Here is a 16376-nt window from a genome sequence, read left to right as displayed (position 1 = left end):
TATCGGCGCGCCGCCGGCAGCAGCAGCCGGGAATGCGGTGCCAGGCCGGGCAAAACCCGAAAGTCTGATTTTACGGTGCGGGCGGCGCTGCGCCCCCGGCCTCAGGCGAATCCGCGGGCACCGGGCGGAAGAGTTCATGGTGCGACAATTTGCCGCCCACAAAGGTGCAGGTGACATGCGACTCGGAACCGTCCGTCCAGCGGAAGATTTCGGGCTGCTCGTCCTTGGCCGACTGCAGCAGGCCCAGCGCCCGCGTCATCGCCACCACATGCAGCAATGTCATGCCGGGCCGCAGCTTGGCGTTGAGCATGACCGCACTGTCGACATAACCGATGGGCCGGTTGGCTGCACGCTTCAAGACCTGCATCATGCGGGTGAAATGCAGCAGTACCCACATCACGAGGGCGCTGGCAGCGGCGGCTACACCGGCCCAGCCGTAAAAGCGGTACGCCAGCAAGACACCGGCGATGCCGGCCACGGGAACAATGATTTTCTGGAAGTTCATGGCCGTATTTTCGCAGCCACCGGGGGCGCCGGCGCTGCGGGGAGTGCGTAGCCGCATGAAAAAGCCGCCACGAGACGGCTGTCAGCCGCTTTTGGCACCTTTTTTTGAAGGAAAAAGGCCTGCAGCCCAGCAGGAACGGGCGCAGGCAGCTATGTTTTTAATAGCAGCCAGTCAGCCGCCGCGCCTTGCCCAACCGGTCGCCAGCGCATACGCCCAGTCAGGACGGCCTCGGCCGAATGCCGCCTTGGATGCCGCCATGTGGTCGTAGGGCACGGCGCGCAGGTCCACCCGCCAGCCCTGGGCGGTTTTTTCGACGACCGCGTAACGCGCGTGCGGCGCGCCGTTTTCCACTACATGCGGGTGAGGATGGTCATCGTCATAAGCCTGCAGGCCGACGCTGCCGGGATTGACGACAAGCAGGTTGCCGCACTGGACCATGCGCGGCACATGGGTGTGGCCGCAAAGGACCAGCGAATGCGCCTGGGGGCTGTCGTCGCCAAGCCGCAGGAAAACTTCTTCGGCCGTGGCAGGCCGGATACCCGTCGGATGCGCGTCAGGGAAGCCGGGCACCGTGGTTTCCATCCAGTAGATCAAATCGCTGCCGGGCGTTCCGTGGCACAGCAGCACGTCACCGCCCGCCAGCTCCAGGCTCGCGGGCAGCGACCTGATCCACGCCACCTGCGCCGACGTCAGCTGGCCCGCGGTATAGCCGTCGGTGCCGAGTGGGTCGAGATGCTGGCCCTGGTCCAGCAATTCCAGCACCTGCCGCTCGTGGTTGCCGCGGATGGTGGTGAAGTTGCGGGCCATCAGCAGGTCGGCGGTTTCCGCGGGCTGCAGCGGGCCGCTCAGGATGTCGCCCAGGTTCACGGTCTGGTCAACGCCCTGCCCGGCAATGTCCGCCAGCACGGCCTCAAGCGCCAGCAGGTTGCCGTGAATGTCGGAGATGACGGCGAGTTTCATGGCCCTGATTGTGCAATGCCTCAGCTCAGGCTGCGCACCACTTCCATGGCCTCTTCCACGCGCTCGACAGCGTGGATGGTGAGGCCTTCAATCGGTTTCTTGGGCGCGTTGGCCTTGGGCACCACGGCTACGCTAAAACCCAGCTTGGCCGCTTCCTTCAGGCGCTCCTGGCCGCGCGGGGCCGGGCGCACTTCTCCGGCCAGCCCGACCTCGCCAAAGGCGATGAAACCCTTGGGCAGCGGCTTGCCGCGCAAGGACGAGGTGATGGCCAGCATCACGGCCAGGTCGGCCGCCGGCTCGCTGATGCGCACACCGCCCACGGCGTTGACGAACACGTCCTGGTCCATGCAGGCCACGCCAGCGTGGCGGTGCAGCACCGCCAGCAGCATGGCCAGGCGGTCGCGGTCCAGGCCCACCGAAAGGCGCCGGGGGCTGGGCCCGCCGTTGTCGACCAGCGCCTGGATTTCAACCAGCATGGGGCGCGTGCCCTCCAGCGTGACCAGCACGCAGCTGCCGGGCACGGGCTCGCTGTGCTGGCTCAAAAAGATCGCGCTCGGATTGGCCACGCCCTTGAGGCCCTTCTCGGTCATGGCAAAGACGCCGATCTCATTGACAGCGCCGAAACGGTTCTTGATGGCGCGCACCAAGCGAAAGCTTGAATGCGTGTCGCCTTCAAAGTACAGCACGGTGTCGACCATGTGCTCGAGCACACGCGGGCCGGCGAGTGCGCCCTCCTTCGTGACGTGGCCGACCAGCACGATGCACACGCCGCTGGACTTGGCGGCGCGCGTCAGGTGCGCCGCGCATTCACGCACCTGCGCGACCGAGCCGGGCGCCGACGTGAGCTGGTCGGAATACACCGTCTGGATGGAATCGATCACGGCAATGGCCGGCTGCGTGGCCTCCAGCGTGGCGAGGATTTTTTCAAGCTGGATTTCAGCCAGCACCTTGACCTGCGAGCCGTCCAGCCCGAGCCGGCGCGAGCGCAGCGCCACCTGCGCCCCGCTTTCTTCACCGGTGACGTACAGAGTGTTGAGCCCCGCGCGCTGTAGCGAATCCAGCGCCTGCAACAGCAAGGTGGACTTGCCGATGCCAGGGTCACCGCCAATGAGCACCACGCCGCCTTCCACGATGCCACCGCCCAGCACGCGGTCCAGCTCTTCGTGCCCGGTGGGCGTGCGCTCCATGTCGGTGGCTTCGATGTCGGCCAGGGCGGTGACGTCAGAGGCCTTGGCCAGCGACTGGAACTGGCTGCTGTAGCGGTTCTTCGCCGGCGCATTGCTTTCGGCGGCCGATTCGATCAGCGTGTTCCAGGCGTTGCAATGCGGGCATTTGCCCAGCCATTTGGGGCTGGCGCCGCCGCATTCGGTGCAGGTGTAAATCGTTTTGTCTTTGGCCATGCGCGATATTACTGTATAAATAACCAGCCTTTGCGTTTTGGTCATGATGCGGGTTTCACTCGCCTTGCGCAACCACCGCCATGCCTCACCTGAACATTCAATACACCGCCAACCTGGATAGCCTCACCGACATGAACGCCTTGTGCCACACGCTGGCCGCCACACTGGTGGCCCTGCGCGGGGAAGACGGGGTGGTGCCGCTTTTCCCGGTGGCCGGAACGCGGGTCATGGCCTGGCCGGCGCCGCACTTTGCGGTGGCGGACGGACGGCCCGACCGCGCCTTTATCTACCTGAACCTCCTGATCACCCCCGGCCGCAGCGAAGCCATGAAAAAGCGGGCCGGCGACGCCGTGCTGGCCAGCGCCAGCGCACATCTGGATGCGGTGTTCGCGCAGCACGCCGTGGGCATGACACTGCAGATCGAAGAGGGCACGCCCGTCTATGAAGGCAAGCGCAACAACCTCGCCGCGCATCTGGATGCCGCCTGATCCTGCACAAAATCGCATCTTGCTCAACAATGGCTTTTTTGCCCGCCATGGCGTCGCAGCAGCCCCACCGATTTCACGAGGACACCCCATGAACATTTCACGCCGCCAGCTCATCCAGTCATCCAGCGCTGCAGCACTGCTCACAGGCATCGGCCAGCGCGCCTGGGCCCAGGCCCTTGAAAGCACCAAAGTCATCGTCGGCTTCGCGCCCGGCGGCACCGCCGACATCGTGTCGCGCCGCGTCGCCGACAAGCTGCATCCCGGTTATGCCAAAAACGCCGTGGTGGAGAACAAGACCGGCGCGGGCGGGCAAATCGCCGTGCAGTTCGTCAAATCCGCCGCGCCCGACGGCACCACGCTGCTGCTGACGCCCATGTCCATGCTGGGCATCTACCCGCACACCTACAAGAAACTGCCGTACGACCCGGTCGCCGACCTGACCCCGGTATCTGCCGGCGCGATCTTCGACTACGGCTTCGCTGTCGGCCCCATGGTGCCGGCCAGCGTCAAAAACGTGCCGGACTTTCTTGCCTGGTGCAAGGCCAACCCGGGCCAGGCCAACTTCGGCTCGCCGGCCGCCGGCTCGTCGCCGCACTTCATCGGCGCGCTGCTGGGCCGGGCCGGCAACGTGGACTTGCGCCACGTGGCTTTTCGCGGCACCCAGCCCGCCGTGCTGGACATGGTGGGCGGCCAGATTGCCGCCGTGTCGGGCCCTACCGGCGAGTTCACCCAGCATGTCGCGTCGGGCAAGTGCCGCCTGCTATCGACCAGCGGCCCCAAGCGTAGTCGCTTTACCCCCAACACGCCGACGCTGCTGGAGCAAGGCTTCAAGGACATGGCGTTCACCGAGTGGTTCGGCTTCTTCCTGCCCGCAAAAGCGCCGCAGGATGTGGTGCAGCGCCTGAATGCCGGCATCCGCTCCGCGCTGGCCTCGCAGGACGTGATCGACGGCCTGGCCGTGTCTTACCTTGAAGCGGCGCCGACCTCGCCCGCACAGCTGGCCGCCATGCTCAAGGCCGATACCGAGTTGTGGGGCCCGCTGGTCAAGGCAGTGGGTTTCACACCCGAAGGTTAATCCATTCGACTCACGACGCTATCAAATCAGGAGCTGCTCGCGCCCGATCTTCCTGGGTTACAGCCATTTTTCTTCTTTAAGTCAGGGTTTTAACGGATGAAAGTGTGTGTTTACGGCGCCGGCGCCATTGGCGGCTGGATAGGCCACGGACTGGCGCACGCCGGCTGCAAAGTCAGCGTGGTGGCGCGCGGAGCCACGCTCGATGCCCTGCAACTGCACGGGCTGCGGCTGAACCAGGGCGGCAAGGTCACATCACAAGCCGTGGCCTCCAGCGCCGCGCCGGCCGATCTCGGCGTGCAGGACCTGGTGGTGCTGGCTGTCAAGGCGCCGTCGCTGCCAGAAGTGGTGCGCCGCATCGCTCCGCTGATTGGCCCGGAAACGATGGTCCTGACCGCCATGAACGGCGTGCCCTGGTGGTTTTTGCAGGGCTTTGGCGGGACGCTTGAAGGCACCCGGTTGACCTCAGTGGACCCCGGCGGCGAATTGGCGCAGGCCATTCCGGCACAGCATATCGTCGGCTGCGTGGTGCATGCCAGCTGCTCGCTGGACGAGCCCGGCCAGGTGCACCACCACTTCGGCAACAAGCTCATCATCGGCGAGCCCTCCGGCGAGAAAACCGCCCGGGTGCAGCAGCTTGCGGCCCTGCTTGAAAAAGCCGGCTTTGAAGCGCCGGTGTCGGAGCAGATCCAGAAAGACATTTGGTTCAAGCTCTGGGGCAACATGACCGCCAACCCGATCAGCGCGCTGACCGGTGCAACCATGGACCGTGTTCTTGACGACGAACTGGTGACCGGTTTTACCCACAGCGTGATGCTTGAGGCCAAGGAAATCGGCGCGCGCATCGGCATCCCGATCAACCAGACCCCTGCGGAACGGCACGTCGTCACGCGCAAGCTGGGTGCCTTCAAGACATCCATGCTGCAGGACGTGGAAGCCGGCAAACCGGTCGAGCTGGACGCGCTGGTGACGGCTGTGCGCGAGCTGGGGCAACTGACGGCGGTGCCCACGCCCTATACCGACGCTTTGCTCGGGCTGGCCCGGTTGCAGGCGCGCGTCAAGGGTCTTTATTGACCCAAAGATTTCCGGATTTTTCTCAACCACTTTTCAGGAGACAGCATGAAACACATCGGCGTTATCGGCGCATCGGGCCTCATGGGACATGGCATTGCACGCAACCTGCAGGCCAAGGGATTCAACGTCAGCCTGACCGTGCACCGCAATACGGAACGCGTGGCCGACCTACTGGCCGCCGGTGCGAAGCAGGCCGCCAGCCCCGCCGAATTGGGCGCGTGCGACGCGGTGATTATTTGCGTGACGGGATCGCCGCAGGTCGAAGAGACCCTGCTCGGGGCCAATGGCGTACTGTCAAAGGCGCGCGCCGGGTTGATCGTGATCGACACCTCCACCAGCGAACCCGAATCCACACGCCGCCTGGCCGCCCTATGCGCCGAGCGCGGTGCGACGCTGGTGGATGCACCACTGGCGCGCACGCCGGTGGAAGCCGAGCTCGGCAAGCTCAACACCATGGTGGGCGCAGAGCAGGCCGTGTTCGACAAAATCCGGCCGGTACTGGCCGCCTATTGCGAAAACATTTTTCACGTAGGCGGCCCCAGCGCCGGGCATGTCATCAAGCTGCTCAACAACTTCATTGGCCAGGCGATCTGCACGGCTACCGCCGAGGCCTTTGCCGTGGGCGCGCTGGCGGGCATTCAGCCGCAAAAGCTGGTGGAAGTGATTTCGGCAGGCGCGGTGAACTCGGGCCTCTTCCAGGCCATGGCCAAGACACTGAACGGTGACTTCAACGGCCTGAAGTTTGAGCTGGACAACGCCCGCAAGGACCTGCGCTACTACACCCACCTGGCCGAGATGGTGAATGTTCCTTCTCTCGTGGGTGAAGCCGTGCACCAAAGCCTGGCCACTGCCAGCGCGCTGGGCCAGGGCAAGAAATTTGTCACCGCCCTCGTGACGGCGCAGGAAAAGCTCACCGGCGCGAAAATCGCGCCGCAGTGACGTGACCGGCAAGCGGCGGGCTCAGTGCGCGCCCTTGAAGCCCATCATCACGGCCACATTGATCTTCGGTTGGTCGCCGTCAAAGCGCATCACGTAGGTCGAGGACTCCGACTCCGGCCGCTGTTTGCCCTGTGCGTCCAGGTAAGGCCAGCGAACATGCACCGTGGCCAGCTGGTCCGTCATCCAGGTGATGGACTGCACCTCGGGCCGCGTGCCGGTGATGCCCATGTCGTTGTATTGTTTGGCGGCACCGCCGTAAAAGTCCTCAACTTCCGCCAGCGTTGCCACGGCCTTGGTGCCCTGGTCTGCCACGATGAGTGCCGGAACTTCCCAGCACTGCGCGGCGCGCTTGCCGTCACTGTGAGTGAATGCATCGGCGAATTTTTCGAGCATGGACTGCACGTTTTTTTCTTTGTCTCTTCCGGATGGGTTCATGGGGACTCCTTGGGAGCGCCGGCGTTTGCATGGGCTGCAGCACTGGAGCCGACATGGGTGCTGGACCGGGCCGGTAGCAAGGACTGCGGCGTTGATACGCCAGCTGACGCGGCTTGCGGCACGGCTTCTTTAAAACCTACCTGAAAACCATGCACGGGTAAAGGCGCTGTTTCCTACAAGGCCTGTACGAAGACAGAAGACAGTTGGAGCAAGGCGCGCTATAGCGGCCTGGCGTAAACCACAAAACCCGAGTTTTCCGCCACCTGGTCATACAGCCTCATGGCCGTGGCATTGGTCTTATGGGTTTGCCAGTAGACGCGTGTAGAACCGGCGGCTTGGGCCTTCTCGTACACGGCTTCAATCAGTGCCTTGCCAACGCCCTGGCCGCGCACGGCTTCAGCGGTGAACAGATCCTGCAAATAACAGACCGGTGCAATGCGGGTGGTGCTGCGGTGATACAGGTAATGCGTGAGGCCCACCAGCTCACCGCCGGACTCCGCCACCAAAGCGTGGACAGGCTCATACGCATCAAAAAAGCGCGACCAGGTCATAGCGGTGATGTCGTCAGCCAGCGCCGTCTCACCGGATCGGCCGTAGAACTTGTTGTAGCCCAGCCAAAGGGGCAACCAGGCCTCGAAATCCTGCGGCGCTACAGAACGAACGGTGATGGATGAAGCCACTGGCATGGGCACCTCTTGATGATGGTAGGCCGGATTGATACCGGGGAGCCGGTATCAGTCGTTGAACGCGACAGGCTGGGTAGTGCCGGCCTTGTTGCGCACGACAACCGTGCCGGCGAGCTTGTCGTGCCAGCCCTGCTTGCGGGCGTCGAAAGCCACCCAGAAAAAACCCAGGCAAAAGGGAATGGTGGACAGCACGTAACCGATGTAGCGGATGACGAACTGGCCTGGCGTGGCCTTGAGGCCGGTCCTGGCGTCCACGATGCGGGCAGCAATCGCCATTTTCCCGGGTGTCGCCTGCCGAACGATCCAGAAGCCCACGACCACTACAGCCGGAATAACCCATGAGATCAGGAAATCCGCCGGTCCCTGAACCAGCTTTGTGCTGTTCCAGTAAGCGGTGCCGTAAATGACCGTCAGTAGCGGGAAGATCAGCACACAGAACAATACGGTATCAATCAGCGATGCCCAGACGCGTATCCAGAAGCCGGCATATTCAAGTTCTGATGTTTCCATGGTTCTTTTTTCCTGAACAAGTTTGCAGTCACAGCGGATTCAGTCCGCCACCGCCGGCACACGCTGTGCCACCGCGCACATGAGCTCATAACCGACGGTGCCGCCGGCGTGCGCCACTTCGTCGATCGGCAGCACCGCGCCGCTGGAGGCGCGGCCCCACAGCGTCACCTCGGTGCCGATGCCCGCGCCGGGCACGGGAGTGAGGTCCACCGTGATCATGTCCATGCTGACGCGCCCCACCATGCGGGTGCGCACGCCATTCACCAGCATCGGCGTACCTGTGCTGCAGTGGCGCGGGTAGCCGTCTGCGTAACCGCAGGCCACCACGCCGATGCGCAGCGGGCCGTCGGCCGTGAAACAGGAGCCGTAACCCACGGTATCGCCGGCTTTGAGCTCCTGGATGCCGATGATTTTCGATGACAGCGTGATGGTGGGCTGCAAATCCCAGTCGGCAGCACTGTGCTCGGGGAAGTCGGGCGCGCTGCCGTAAACCAGGATACCGGGCCGCACCCAGTCGGAGCGCCCGGCCAGCACATCGCCGTGCCGCAAGGTGGCGGCGCTGTTGCTGAGAGTGCGTTCACCCGGCAGGTCGTGCGTGACGGCGTCAAAGGCCTTCAGCGCCGCGGCGATGCCTTTAGGGCCGTCCGCATCGGAAAAATGCGTCATCAGCGTAATCTCTTCGACCTGGGGCAATGCATTCAGGCGCGTCCACGCCGCACGGTAGCGTTCGGGCGCGAAACCCAGCCGATTCATGCCCGAATTCATCTTGAGGAAGACACGGTGCGGCAGCTGCGTCTTGTGGGCAGCCAGCATGTCGATCTGCTCGTTGCAGTGAATGGCATGCCACAGGCCCAGGCGGGAGCACAACTCGAGATCCCGCGCCTCAAAGCAGCCTTCCAGCAGCAAGATGGGGCCGCGCCAGTCCAGCGCGCGCAGGCGCTGCGCTTCAGCCAGGTCCAGCAGCGCAAATCCGTCGGCACTGCGCAGCGCATCAAAAACACGTTCGATGCCGTGACCATAGGCATTGGCCTTGACGATGGCCCAGACCCGCGCATCGGGCGCGGCAGCGCGGGCGCGCGCGAGATTGTGGGCAAGCGCTGCGGTATGAATGGTGGCAAGAATGGGACGTGGCATGGCGCAGTAAATTGTTTTCCGGGAGCGTGGCAGGCTGGCGGGCCCGTCGGGACGAAAGGCCTCTGGATGAGGTCTTTTGCATTCTGACACCGCCCCCCATGCTATAAACCGGAATCGTCTGGAGACATTCACCCATATCTTGCCGCATCAGATCCGCTGATGCATTGATGCAGTGACCACAACAGTTTAATGAAGCGCGGTTTCTACACCATCATGGCGGCCCAGTTTTTCAGCTCGCTGGCTGATAACGCGCTGTTTGTGGCCGCCGTGGAGCTGCTGAAAACCAGCGGCGCGCCCAAATGGCAGCCGGCGGCGCTGGTGCCCATGTTTGCGCTCTTTTACGTGGTGTTAGCGCCTTTTGTGGGGGCTTTTGCCGATGCGCGCCCCAAGGGCAATGTCATGTTCGTCAGCAACGCCATCAAGGTGATCGGCTGCCTGATGATGCTGTTTGGCTCCCACCCGCTGCTGGCCTATGCCATTGTCGGGCTCGGGGCGGCGGCTTACTCCCCCGCCAAATACGGCATCCTCACCGAACTCCTGCCGGCTTCGCAGTTGGTCAAAGCCAACGGCTGGATCGAAGGCTTGACGATTTCGTCCATCATCCTCGGCGTTTTGCTGGGCGGCCAGCTGGTGGGCCATTCAGTGTCGTCGCTATTGCTTTCGTTTGACTTTCCCGTTTTCACGACCGGCATCGACACCGCCCCCGAAGCCGCAATTGCCGTGCTGATCCTGCTTTACATCATCGCGGCCTGGTTCAATACACGCATTCCCGACACCGGCGTGGAGATGCGGCCCATGCCGCGCAACAAGCTCGAGCTGCTGCCCGATTTCTGGAACTGCAACTCGGCGTTGTGGCGCGACAAGCTGGGCCAGATTTCCCTGGCGACCACCACCCTGTTTTGGGGCGTATCGGGTAATTTGCGCTATATCGTGCTGGCCTGGAGCGCGGCCGCCCTGGGTTACAGCACGACGCAGGCCTCCTCCCTGGTCGGAGTGGTCGCCATCGGCACCGCCGTCGGTGCCGTGCTGGCCTCCATGCGCATGCGGCTGGACCAGGCCACCAGCGTGATGCCGCTCGGTATTGCCATGGGCCTGCTGGTCATCTTGATGAACTTCATCGGCAATGTCTGGGTGGCCGCGCCTTTCCTGATCCTGCTGGGCGGCCTGGGCGGTTTCCTGGTCGTGCCCATGAACGCGCTGCTGCAGCACCGCGGCCACAACCTGATGGGCGCGGGCCGCTCGATCGCCGTGCAGAACTTCAACGAACAGGCCTGCATTTTGAGCCTGGGGGCTTTCTACAGCCTCTCCACCGGCATGGGCCTGTCGGCCTTTGGCGCCATCACAGCCTTTGGCGTCGTAGTGGCAGGCTTCATGTGGGTGATCCAGCGCTGGCACAAGCGCAACACCGTCAAATACAAAGAGCAGGTGGACCACCTGCTGAGCATCGCCCGCAGCGATAAATCGCACTGATGCCGGCCACTGCAAACCGTGCCGCCGTGCCAGGCGGCACGTCCAAAGCCGTTCTCGCACTGGTCCTCAACGCCCTTGTCTGGGGTGTGTCCTGGTGGCCGCTGCGCCAACTGCAGGGTCATGGCCTGCACCCCCTGTGGACCACGGCGCTGGTTTACGCGGTCGTGGTGACCGGTCTGCTGGTGCTGCGCCCCACCGCCTGGCGTGGTTTTGTAGCGCACCCCCAGCTGTGGTTCCTGGCTGCGGCTTCGGGACTCACCAATGTCGGCTTCAACTGGGCGGTGACGGTAGGCGACGTGGTGCGCGTGGTGCTGCTGTTTTACCTGATGCCGGCCTGGTCGGTGCTGGTGGCCTGGGTCATGCTGGGTGAAAAGCCCTCGGCCGCCTCGCTGCTGCGCCTCTTGCTGGCCATGACGGGCGTGTTGATCGTGCTCAAGTCGCCGGACTCGCCCTGGCCCATCCCCCAAGGCGGCGCCGACTGGCTGGCCATCATGGGCGGCTTCAGTTTTGCGGTGACCAACGCCGTACTGCGCAAATACAACCACACCCCCAGCGAGTCACGCATGCTGGCCATGTTTGGCGGCAGCGGCCTGATGGCGGCAGCAGCGGCGCTGATGGGTATGTCGCAGGCCCTGGTGCCCGCACCGGCGCTGGCGCTGGCCGGCGTCCCGGTGGTGTTGGGGCTGGCGCTGGCCTTCATGGCCAGCAACGCCGGCCTGCAGTACGGCGCGGCGCGGCTGGCGGCAGGCACCACCGCCATCGTGATGTTGACCGAGATCCTCTTTGCGAGCCTCTCGTCGGCTGCGATGGGCGCTGCCGAACTGACTCCTCGCGTGCTGCTGGGTGGCAGCCTGATCGTGCTGGCTGCTGTACTGGCGGCGACAGCACCGTCGTCTTCGAATGGCGCAAAATCGCACTAAGGAACAATCCTCACGCTTTCCGATAGCGATTCACAAGGAGACACACCATGGGCGCAGAAAAAACGGTTTACGACTTCCAGGCCAAAGACATCACGGGCAAGGATGTTGCACTGGGCGCCTTCAAAGGCAAAGTCATGCTGATCGTCAACACGGCCAGCAAATGCGGTTTTACCCCGCAGTTCGCGGGACTGGAAGAGCTGTATAAACAGTATGCTGGCAAAGGCCTGGCGGTCCTGGGTTTTCCCAGCAACCAGTTTCTCTCGCAAGACCCCGGTAGCGACGACCAGATCGCCGAGTTCTGCCAGGTCAACTACGGCGTGAGTTTCCCCATGATGTCCAAGATCGACGTCAACGGCCCCGCCGCCCACCCGCTTTATCAGTGGCTGTCGGCCGAGGCGCCCGGCCTGCTGGGCATCAGGTCCATCAAATGGAACTTCACCAAGTTCCTGGTCGGCAAGGACGGGAAAGTCATACGGCGTTATGCGCCCAGCGACAAGCCGGCAGACCTGGCCAAGGACATCGAGGCTGCGCTAGCGGCCTGAGCCGCCAGCGCCCCACATCAAGGGGGTTTGGGGCCGGCTTTGACAGCGCGCAAATAATCCGCCAGCGTACGGCCGGCCTCATGGCCAATGCGCTCGTCCAGCACGTCGATCGCGGCCATGCGGTCCACGCGAAAGTTGCGGAAGTCCTGCCGCGCTTCGCACCAGGCGCCCAGCGTCCACACGCTGCCCCAGTAAAAACAGCCCAGCGGCCAGAGCACACGCCGGCTTTCACGCCCGGCCGCATCGAGGTAGCGCAGGCCCACCTTGCAGTGCGCATGAATCGCCTCACGCAAAAGCTGCAGGCGGCGCTGCGTGGCCTCATCGGGATTGATCACCACCGCATACAGCGGCACACCTTCGGCCGCCGTGCGCGCCGCGGGCGGCAGCACCGAAAAAATCTTGCTCCAGGCGGCCTCCGCATCACCCGCCATGGCCGGGTCCAGCCAGGCCTGCGCCAGGCGCACCGACGCGGCCAGCGCATTGGCTTCCTTTTGCGTGAACATCAGCGGCGGTAAATCAAAACCAGCGCCCAGCCGATAACCCACGCCGGCCTCGCCCTCGATCGGCACACCCTGGTGCTGCAGGTCCGCCACGTCACGGTAAATCGTGCGCTCGGAAACCTCGAGCCGCTTGGCGAGGAATTCCGCGGTGCTCAGGCGGCGGCCGCGAATCAGCTGGACGAGGTGGAAGAGGCGGTCGGCGCGGCGCATGGTTTGCAGATGATAGGGGAGCGCCCACCCGGCTATAGTGCAACCCGTGATCACCATGCAACTGCTTCTTCAAATTCTCGCTTGCGTCGCAATCGTGGCAACCCTGATGATCGCGCCCATCGCATGGTTCCGCATGGTGCGAGCCCAGACGCAGTCGGTCTATTGGAAGAACATGGCGCTCTTTGTGGCGCCTATGCTGTTGACCTTACTCCTGGCCAAGGCTTCCGGGCTCATACCGGAAGCCTCAGCACCGCCATCCACGATCCCGACGGCTGAGGATGTCCTGGCAAGCATGCCACCCGGTCAACTGATCCTGCTCTCGCTAATAGCGGTGCTCTGGGTCGGCGGCGGAAATTTGCTGCTCTATCTGAACCGCAGGCGGCTCGGGAAGAAGTGGTGGCAGGCCCTGAACCCATTCGATCCTCCGTTCAAGGATTTCAACACCGCTGAGTGGCTGGCGCTGGGAGGCCTTGTGGCCGGCTCACTTACTCTTGGAGTGCTTGCTGTTTCGTATGGTCGCGGGGCCTGGTAACCGATCTTCCATGCATAAGCTCGCTTGCCTGATCGCCGCAATGCTGGCGACCATGTCCGTCCAAGCCCTTGCCGCCGACAGCCAATGCTTCGGCACGGTCAGCAAGGGCCGCATCGAAGGCAGCGTCAAGCTACCGACCAGCGGCCCCAACTTCTCGGCGTACAGCGCGATGGCCGCCACGGCAGGCCGCACGCATGTGCATGCCAAGGTCGCGGACGTCATCACCGCGTCCTACGCGGCGCTCCACGCCACCAGCCCATCGACCACCTATGTCTATGGCGAAACGGGCTGGCCTTCCGGCGGGCGTTTCCGGCCGCACCGTACGCATCAGAACGGCCTGTCCGTGGACTTCTTTGTGCCAGTCCGCGACGCGCAGGGAAAGTCCGTGCCGCTACCAAGCAGCATCGGCAACCGCTTCGGCTATGACCTTGAGTTCAATGCCGACGCCCGGTACGGCGAGTACGTCATCGACTTCCCCGCGACCGCCGAGCACCTGTACCAGTTGCACATGGCCGCGAAGGCGCGTGGCGTCGGCATTGCCTTGGTCATCTTTGACGCACCGTTTTTGCCCCGGCTGTTCGCCACGCCGCGCGGCCCCTACCTGAAGCAGAACCTGAACTTCATGAAAGGCAAGCCCTGGGTTCGCCACGACGAGCATTACCACGTGGACTTCGCCATTCCGTGCAAATCCGGCGCGGGCTAGCAAAACGGCAGCTGGCGCAGAGCGGCAAGCGTCATAGGCACTGGACACAACTTCCAATATGATGGAGAATAAATTCCACCATGACAGAAGCCCCTTCCGGCCTGAACCAGCGCATCGCCGAGCGCGTGCGCGAGCTGCGCGCCGCCAAAAGCCTGTCGCTTGACGCGCTGGCCGCCAAAAGCGGTGTGAGCCGCTCCATGATTTCGCTGATAGAGCGCGGCGAAAGCAGCCCCACCGCCGTGGTGCTGGAGCGGCTGGCCACCGGTCTGGGCGTGATGCTGGCCTCGCTGTTCGATGCGCCCGCCGCCCAGGCGCCCGCCAGCCCGGTGGCGCGCCACGCTGAGCAACTGCAGTGGCAGGACCCGGCTTCGGGCTACCTGCGGCGCAACATCTCGCCGCCCGGCGTGCCGCAGCCCATGCAGATCGTCGAAGTGCATTTCCCGCCGGGCGGGCGCGTGGCGTTTGAAACCGGCGTGCGCGATGCGCGTGTGCACCAGCAGGTGTGGATGCTCGAAGGTGCCATCGACATCACCATAGGCGACGAGCGCCACGCGCTGCGCGAGGGCGACTGCCTGGCCATGCAGCTGGACCGGCCCACCATGTTCCACAATCCCACGCGAAAGCCCGCGCGCTATGCGGTGGTGATCGCCACCGAAGCGGCTTGAACACCATGATGAACACCACACCCTGGTCGCTGCGGCGCCTTCCCGCCGTCACTGACGAACAGATTGCAGGACTGGTCGATGTGCTGATCGACTGCGTTGAAAGCGACGCCTCGGTGAGTTTTATGCACCCGCTGTCGCGCGAACGTGCCGCGGGCTTCTGGCGCGATGTGGCGCAAGGCGTTGCCGCGGGCGAGCGCGCACTGCTGGTCGCCGAGGATGCGCAAGGCATTTGCGGCACGGTGCAGCTGGTCCTGGCACAGCCCGAGAACCAGCCGCACCGCGCCGACCTGGCCAAGATGCTGGTGCACCGCCGCTGCCGGCGCCAGGGTCTGGGCGAGGCCTTGATGCGCACCGCCGAAAGCATGGCGCGCGACTGTGGCAAGACCTTGCTGGTGCTGGACACCGTGACCGGCGATAGCGGCGAGCGCCTGTACCAACGCCTGGGCTGGCAGCGCGTGGGCGTGATTCCCGGCTATGCGCTGTTGCCGCGCGGCGGCCTGGTTGGCACGACGGTGTTCTATCGCGAGCTGATCTGGTAACTAGGTAACTACAGGTCCGGGAACAGTGCCATGGGGCGCAGAGGCGCAGCTGCTGCACCAGCCGCCTCAAAGTCCAGCGCCGCGAGGTCCGCGCGCATGGCCCGCGCGACCAGCCGCATGTCGTGGTCGCTGACCTCGAACAGGCCGAAGCGAAACTTGTAGCCCCAGTGCTGGCGGCTTTCCACAAACTCGAACTCGTGCAGCCAGGGCAATATGGACACCTCCCGCGCGGCCGCATAGGTCACGTCGCGGCGGAAGGGCACGAAGCCGCCGCCCATGTCGAAGGCATACGGCTCGCCGGCCTGCACCACGCCGATGGAAACAAAGCGCTGGAATTTGTCTTTGCCGCTCATGGTCAGCGCGGGCGAGTAATAAGCCACGCGGTCCCCCGCCAGCACCTTTTTCAGCGGCCCACATTTGCCATGGCACACCTGCATGTAGCCAGCCCCCGGCGTTCCGCACCCGCGCCGCGCATGCTCGGCGCTCGCCACGGCTATCCAGTTCTTGCGGTCCATGGCGGTTCAGGCCAGGGCGTGCACGCCAACGCGGTTGCCGTCCAGGTCGGTGATGTGCGCAAAAAAACCCAGGCCGGGCGGCAGAGCCTGGCGCGGCAAGGCGACCTTGCCGCCGGCCTTGACGGCGCGCGCCAGTGCGGCATCCAGCGAAGGCGAAGCATCGAGGTAAATCAAGGTGCCGCCGGACGCCGGAGCTGGCGCTGTGGGGCCGGCCAGGATCGCGCCACCCACGCCCTCCTCCGCCTCGTAGGGAAACACCGCGCCTTCGGACGGGCCCATGGGCTCGCGGCGCATCTTGCACTCGAGTACGGCTTCGTAAAAGGCCTGGGCTTTGTCGAGTCGGGTGCTGGGGATTTCAAACCAGGTGATGGCGTTTTTCATGGGAGGCTCCTTGTGTTGAAGAAGCCTTGATGGTGCCGGGGGGCTACTGACAACGTGGTGTCAGGAGGGATGTTGGCCCCCACGCTTTTCACTTCGTGAGCCTACGGCGTTGCGCTGCCCCTTTCCTCACACAACGGGGCGCTGCGCCTGCGGCCCGGCAAAGCCGGTTCCGCGGCCCCGGCTGGCCTGGATATTC

Annotated in this window: 21 protein-coding genes; 11 read left to right on the top strand and 10 right to left on the bottom strand. The window is 64.2% G+C overall.

Annotation, left to right across the window (positions count from 1 at the left end):
• Positions 1 to 70: 70 nt before the first annotated feature.
• The 3 genes from AC1DYQ_RS16905 to radA all read right to left on the bottom strand — a co-directional run bounded on the left by AC1DYQ_RS16905 (position 71) and on the right by radA (position 2865).
• Positions 71 to 505 carry a glycerate kinase gene (locus AC1DYQ_RS16905; protein ID WP_457281725.1) on the bottom strand — a complete coding sequence of 145 codons (435 nt, stop codon included), beginning with the start codon at positions 503 to 505 and terminating at the stop codon, positions 71 to 73.
• 171 nt (positions 506 to 676) lie between these two features.
• A complete protein-coding gene (locus tag AC1DYQ_RS16900) occupies positions 677 to 1465 on the bottom strand; it encodes a metallophosphoesterase family protein (protein WP_477687743.1) in 789 nt (262 codons plus the stop codon).
• Positions 1466 to 1485: 20 nt separating this feature from the next.
• A complete protein-coding gene (gene radA / locus AC1DYQ_RS16895; protein WP_477687742.1) occupies positions 1486 to 2865 on the bottom strand; it encodes a DNA repair protein RadA in 1380 nt (459 codons plus the stop codon).
• Between the two features lie 80 nt (positions 2866 to 2945).
• On the opposite strand from radA, the gene AC1DYQ_RS16890 reads away from it, so the two are divergent.
• From AC1DYQ_RS16890 to AC1DYQ_RS16875, 4 genes are all read left to right on the top strand, one after another.
• Positions 2946 to 3353, top strand: a complete 408-nt coding sequence (locus tag AC1DYQ_RS16890) for a 5-carboxymethyl-2-hydroxymuconate isomerase (protein WP_477687741.1) — start codon at positions 2946 to 2948, stop codon at positions 3351 to 3353.
• An 88-nt stretch (positions 3354 to 3441) separates the two neighbouring features.
• A complete protein-coding gene (locus AC1DYQ_RS16885; protein ID WP_477687740.1) occupies positions 3442 to 4428 on the top strand; it encodes a Bug family tripartite tricarboxylate transporter substrate binding protein in 987 nt (328 codons plus the stop codon).
• 96 nt (positions 4429 to 4524) lie between these two features.
• A complete protein-coding gene (locus AC1DYQ_RS16880; RefSeq protein ID WP_477687739.1) occupies positions 4525 to 5499 on the top strand; it encodes a 2-dehydropantoate 2-reductase in 975 nt (324 codons plus the stop codon).
• Between the two features lie 45 nt (positions 5500 to 5544).
• Entirely contained in the window at positions 5545 to 6438 is an 894-nt protein-coding gene (locus AC1DYQ_RS16875; RefSeq protein ID WP_477687738.1) for an NAD(P)-dependent oxidoreductase, read from the top strand.
• Positions 6439 to 6459: 21 nt separating this feature from the next.
• Here AC1DYQ_RS16875 and AC1DYQ_RS16870 read toward each other — a convergent pair whose 3' ends face one another.
• The 4 genes from AC1DYQ_RS16870 to alr form a co-directional block, all read right to left on the bottom strand.
• The gene (locus AC1DYQ_RS16870) at positions 6460 to 6873 is read right to left on the bottom strand and encodes a hypothetical protein (protein WP_477687737.1); all 414 of its coding nucleotides are present in this window, start codon (positions 6871 to 6873) and stop codon (positions 6460 to 6462) included.
• Between the two features lie 218 nt (positions 6874 to 7091).
• Complete coding sequence (locus tag AC1DYQ_RS16865; RefSeq protein ID WP_477687736.1) at positions 7092 to 7559, bottom strand: N-acetyltransferase family protein; 468 nt, start codon at positions 7557 to 7559, stop codon at positions 7092 to 7094.
• 48 nt (positions 7560 to 7607) lie between these two features.
• A complete protein-coding gene (locus AC1DYQ_RS16860) occupies positions 7608 to 8069 on the bottom strand; it encodes an RDD family protein (RefSeq protein WP_457281733.1) in 462 nt (153 codons plus the stop codon).
• A 39-nt stretch (positions 8070 to 8108) separates the two neighbouring features.
• Positions 8109 to 9203 (bottom strand): alanine racemase, encoded by a 1095-nt coding sequence (gene alr, locus AC1DYQ_RS16855; RefSeq protein ID WP_477687735.1) that lies wholly within the window; start codon positions 9201 to 9203, stop codon positions 8109 to 8111.
• A gap of 189 nt (positions 9204 to 9392) precedes the next feature.
• On the opposite strand from alr, the gene lplT reads away from it, so the two are divergent.
• From lplT to AC1DYQ_RS16840, 3 genes are read left to right on the top strand one after another with little or no spacing between them, the layout of a single operon-like run.
• Positions 9393 to 10673, top strand: a complete 1281-nt coding sequence (gene lplT, locus AC1DYQ_RS16850) for a lysophospholipid transporter LplT (protein WP_477687734.1) — start codon at positions 9393 to 9395, stop codon at positions 10671 to 10673.
• Entirely contained in the window at positions 10673 to 11593 is a 921-nt protein-coding gene (locus AC1DYQ_RS16845) for a DMT family transporter (RefSeq protein ID WP_477687733.1), read from the top strand. The genes lplT and AC1DYQ_RS16845 overlap by 1 nt, the downstream gene beginning before the upstream one ends.
• 47 nt (positions 11594 to 11640) lie before the next feature.
• Positions 11641 to 12135 carry a glutathione peroxidase gene (locus AC1DYQ_RS16840; protein WP_477687732.1) on the top strand — a complete coding sequence of 165 codons (495 nt, stop codon included), beginning with the start codon at positions 11641 to 11643 and terminating at the stop codon, positions 12133 to 12135.
• A gap of 17 nt (positions 12136 to 12152) precedes the next feature.
• On the opposite strand, the gene AC1DYQ_RS16835 is transcribed toward AC1DYQ_RS16840, so the two are convergent.
• The gene (locus tag AC1DYQ_RS16835; RefSeq protein ID WP_477687731.1) at positions 12153 to 12845 is read right to left on the bottom strand and encodes a helix-turn-helix transcriptional regulator; all 693 of its coding nucleotides are present in this window, start codon (positions 12843 to 12845) and stop codon (positions 12153 to 12155) included.
• Positions 12846 to 12900: 55 nt separating this feature from the next.
• On the opposite strand from AC1DYQ_RS16835, the gene AC1DYQ_RS16830 reads away from it, so the two are divergent.
• From AC1DYQ_RS16830 to AC1DYQ_RS16815, 4 genes are all read left to right on the top strand, one after another.
• Entirely contained in the window at positions 12901 to 13377 is a 477-nt protein-coding gene (locus AC1DYQ_RS16830; protein ID WP_477687730.1) for a hypothetical protein, read from the top strand.
• Positions 13378 to 13387: 10 nt separating this feature from the next.
• Complete coding sequence (locus AC1DYQ_RS16825) at positions 13388 to 14080, top strand: penicillin-insensitive murein endopeptidase (RefSeq protein ID WP_477687729.1); 693 nt, start codon at positions 13388 to 13390, stop codon at positions 14078 to 14080.
• Positions 14081 to 14160: 80 nt separating this feature from the next.
• The gene (locus tag AC1DYQ_RS16820) at positions 14161 to 14745 is read left to right on the top strand and encodes a helix-turn-helix domain-containing protein (protein WP_477687728.1); all 585 of its coding nucleotides are present in this window, start codon (positions 14161 to 14163) and stop codon (positions 14743 to 14745) included.
• Positions 14746 to 14750: 5 nt separating this feature from the next.
• Positions 14751 to 15284 carry an N-acetyltransferase family protein gene (locus AC1DYQ_RS16815; protein WP_477687727.1) on the top strand — a complete coding sequence of 178 codons (534 nt, stop codon included), beginning with the start codon at positions 14751 to 14753 and terminating at the stop codon, positions 15282 to 15284.
• A gap of 8 nt (positions 15285 to 15292) precedes the next feature.
• On the opposite strand, the gene AC1DYQ_RS16810 is transcribed toward AC1DYQ_RS16815, so the two are convergent.
• Positions 15293 to 15799: an EVE domain-containing protein gene (locus AC1DYQ_RS16810; protein WP_477687726.1), complete on the bottom strand. Its 507-nt coding sequence runs from the start codon at positions 15797 to 15799 to the stop codon at positions 15293 to 15295.
• A gap of 6 nt (positions 15800 to 15805) precedes the next feature.
• Positions 15806 to 16180: a VOC family protein gene (locus AC1DYQ_RS16805; RefSeq protein WP_477687725.1), complete on the bottom strand. Its 375-nt coding sequence runs from the start codon at positions 16178 to 16180 to the stop codon at positions 15806 to 15808.
• Positions 16181 to 16376 lie beyond the last annotated feature (196 nt).

It is taken from the genome of Polaromonas sp. P1_F4, from assembly GCF_056405675.1.
The sequence above is the reverse complement of the archived record's forward strand: the minus strand, read 5'-3'. Positions and strand labels throughout refer to the sequence as shown.

Excerpts from the sequence above, each read along its gene's own strand:
- AC1DYQ_RS16905 (WP_457281725.1), bottom strand. The coding sequence starts at position 505 with ATGAACTTCCAGAAAATCATTGTTCCCGTGGCCGGCATCGCCGGTGTC.
- AC1DYQ_RS16900 (WP_477687743.1), bottom strand. The coding sequence starts at position 1,465 with ATGAAACTCGCCGTCATCTCCGACATTCACGGCAACCTGCTGGCGCTT.
- radA (WP_477687742.1), bottom strand. The coding sequence starts at position 2,865 with ATGGCCAAAGACAAAACGATTTACACCTGCACCGAATGCGGCGGCGCC.
- AC1DYQ_RS16890 (WP_477687741.1), top strand. The coding sequence starts at position 2,946 with ATGCCTCACCTGAACATTCAATACACCGCCAACCTGGATAGCCTCACC.
- AC1DYQ_RS16885 (WP_477687740.1), top strand. The coding sequence starts at position 3,442 with ATGAACATTTCACGCCGCCAGCTCATCCAGTCATCCAGCGCTGCAGCA.
- AC1DYQ_RS16880 (WP_477687739.1), top strand. The coding sequence starts at position 4,525 with ATGAAAGTGTGTGTTTACGGCGCCGGCGCCATTGGCGGCTGGATAGGC.
- AC1DYQ_RS16875 (WP_477687738.1), top strand. The coding sequence starts at position 5,545 with ATGAAACACATCGGCGTTATCGGCGCATCGGGCCTCATGGGACATGGC.
- AC1DYQ_RS16870 (WP_477687737.1), bottom strand. The coding sequence starts at position 6,873 with ATGAACCCATCCGGAAGAGACAAAGAAAAAAACGTGCAGTCCATGCTC.
- AC1DYQ_RS16865 (WP_477687736.1), bottom strand. The coding sequence starts at position 7,559 with ATGCCAGTGGCTTCATCCATCACCGTTCGTTCTGTAGCGCCGCAGGAT.
- AC1DYQ_RS16860 (WP_457281733.1), bottom strand. The coding sequence starts at position 8,069 with ATGGAAACATCAGAACTTGAATATGCCGGCTTCTGGATACGCGTCTGG.
- alr (WP_477687735.1), bottom strand. The coding sequence starts at position 9,203 with ATGCCACGTCCCATTCTTGCCACCATTCATACCGCAGCGCTTGCCCAC.
- lplT (WP_477687734.1), top strand. The coding sequence starts at position 9,393 with ATGAAGCGCGGTTTCTACACCATCATGGCGGCCCAGTTTTTCAGCTCG.
- AC1DYQ_RS16845 (WP_477687733.1), top strand. The coding sequence starts at position 10,673 with ATGCCGGCCACTGCAAACCGTGCCGCCGTGCCAGGCGGCACGTCCAAA.
- AC1DYQ_RS16840 (WP_477687732.1), top strand. The coding sequence starts at position 11,641 with ATGGGCGCAGAAAAAACGGTTTACGACTTCCAGGCCAAAGACATCACG.
- AC1DYQ_RS16835 (WP_477687731.1), bottom strand. The coding sequence starts at position 12,845 with ATGCGCCGCGCCGACCGCCTCTTCCACCTCGTCCAGCTGATTCGCGGC.
- AC1DYQ_RS16830 (WP_477687730.1), top strand. The coding sequence starts at position 12,901 with ATGCAACTGCTTCTTCAAATTCTCGCTTGCGTCGCAATCGTGGCAACC.
- AC1DYQ_RS16825 (WP_477687729.1), top strand. The coding sequence starts at position 13,388 with ATGCATAAGCTCGCTTGCCTGATCGCCGCAATGCTGGCGACCATGTCC.
- AC1DYQ_RS16820 (WP_477687728.1), top strand. The coding sequence starts at position 14,161 with ATGACAGAAGCCCCTTCCGGCCTGAACCAGCGCATCGCCGAGCGCGTG.
- AC1DYQ_RS16815 (WP_477687727.1), top strand. The coding sequence starts at position 14,751 with ATGATGAACACCACACCCTGGTCGCTGCGGCGCCTTCCCGCCGTCACT.
- AC1DYQ_RS16810 (WP_477687726.1), bottom strand. The coding sequence starts at position 15,799 with ATGGACCGCAAGAACTGGATAGCCGTGGCGAGCGCCGAGCATGCGCGG.
- AC1DYQ_RS16805 (WP_477687725.1), bottom strand. The coding sequence starts at position 16,180 with ATGAAAAACGCCATCACCTGGTTTGAAATCCCCAGCACCCGACTCGAC.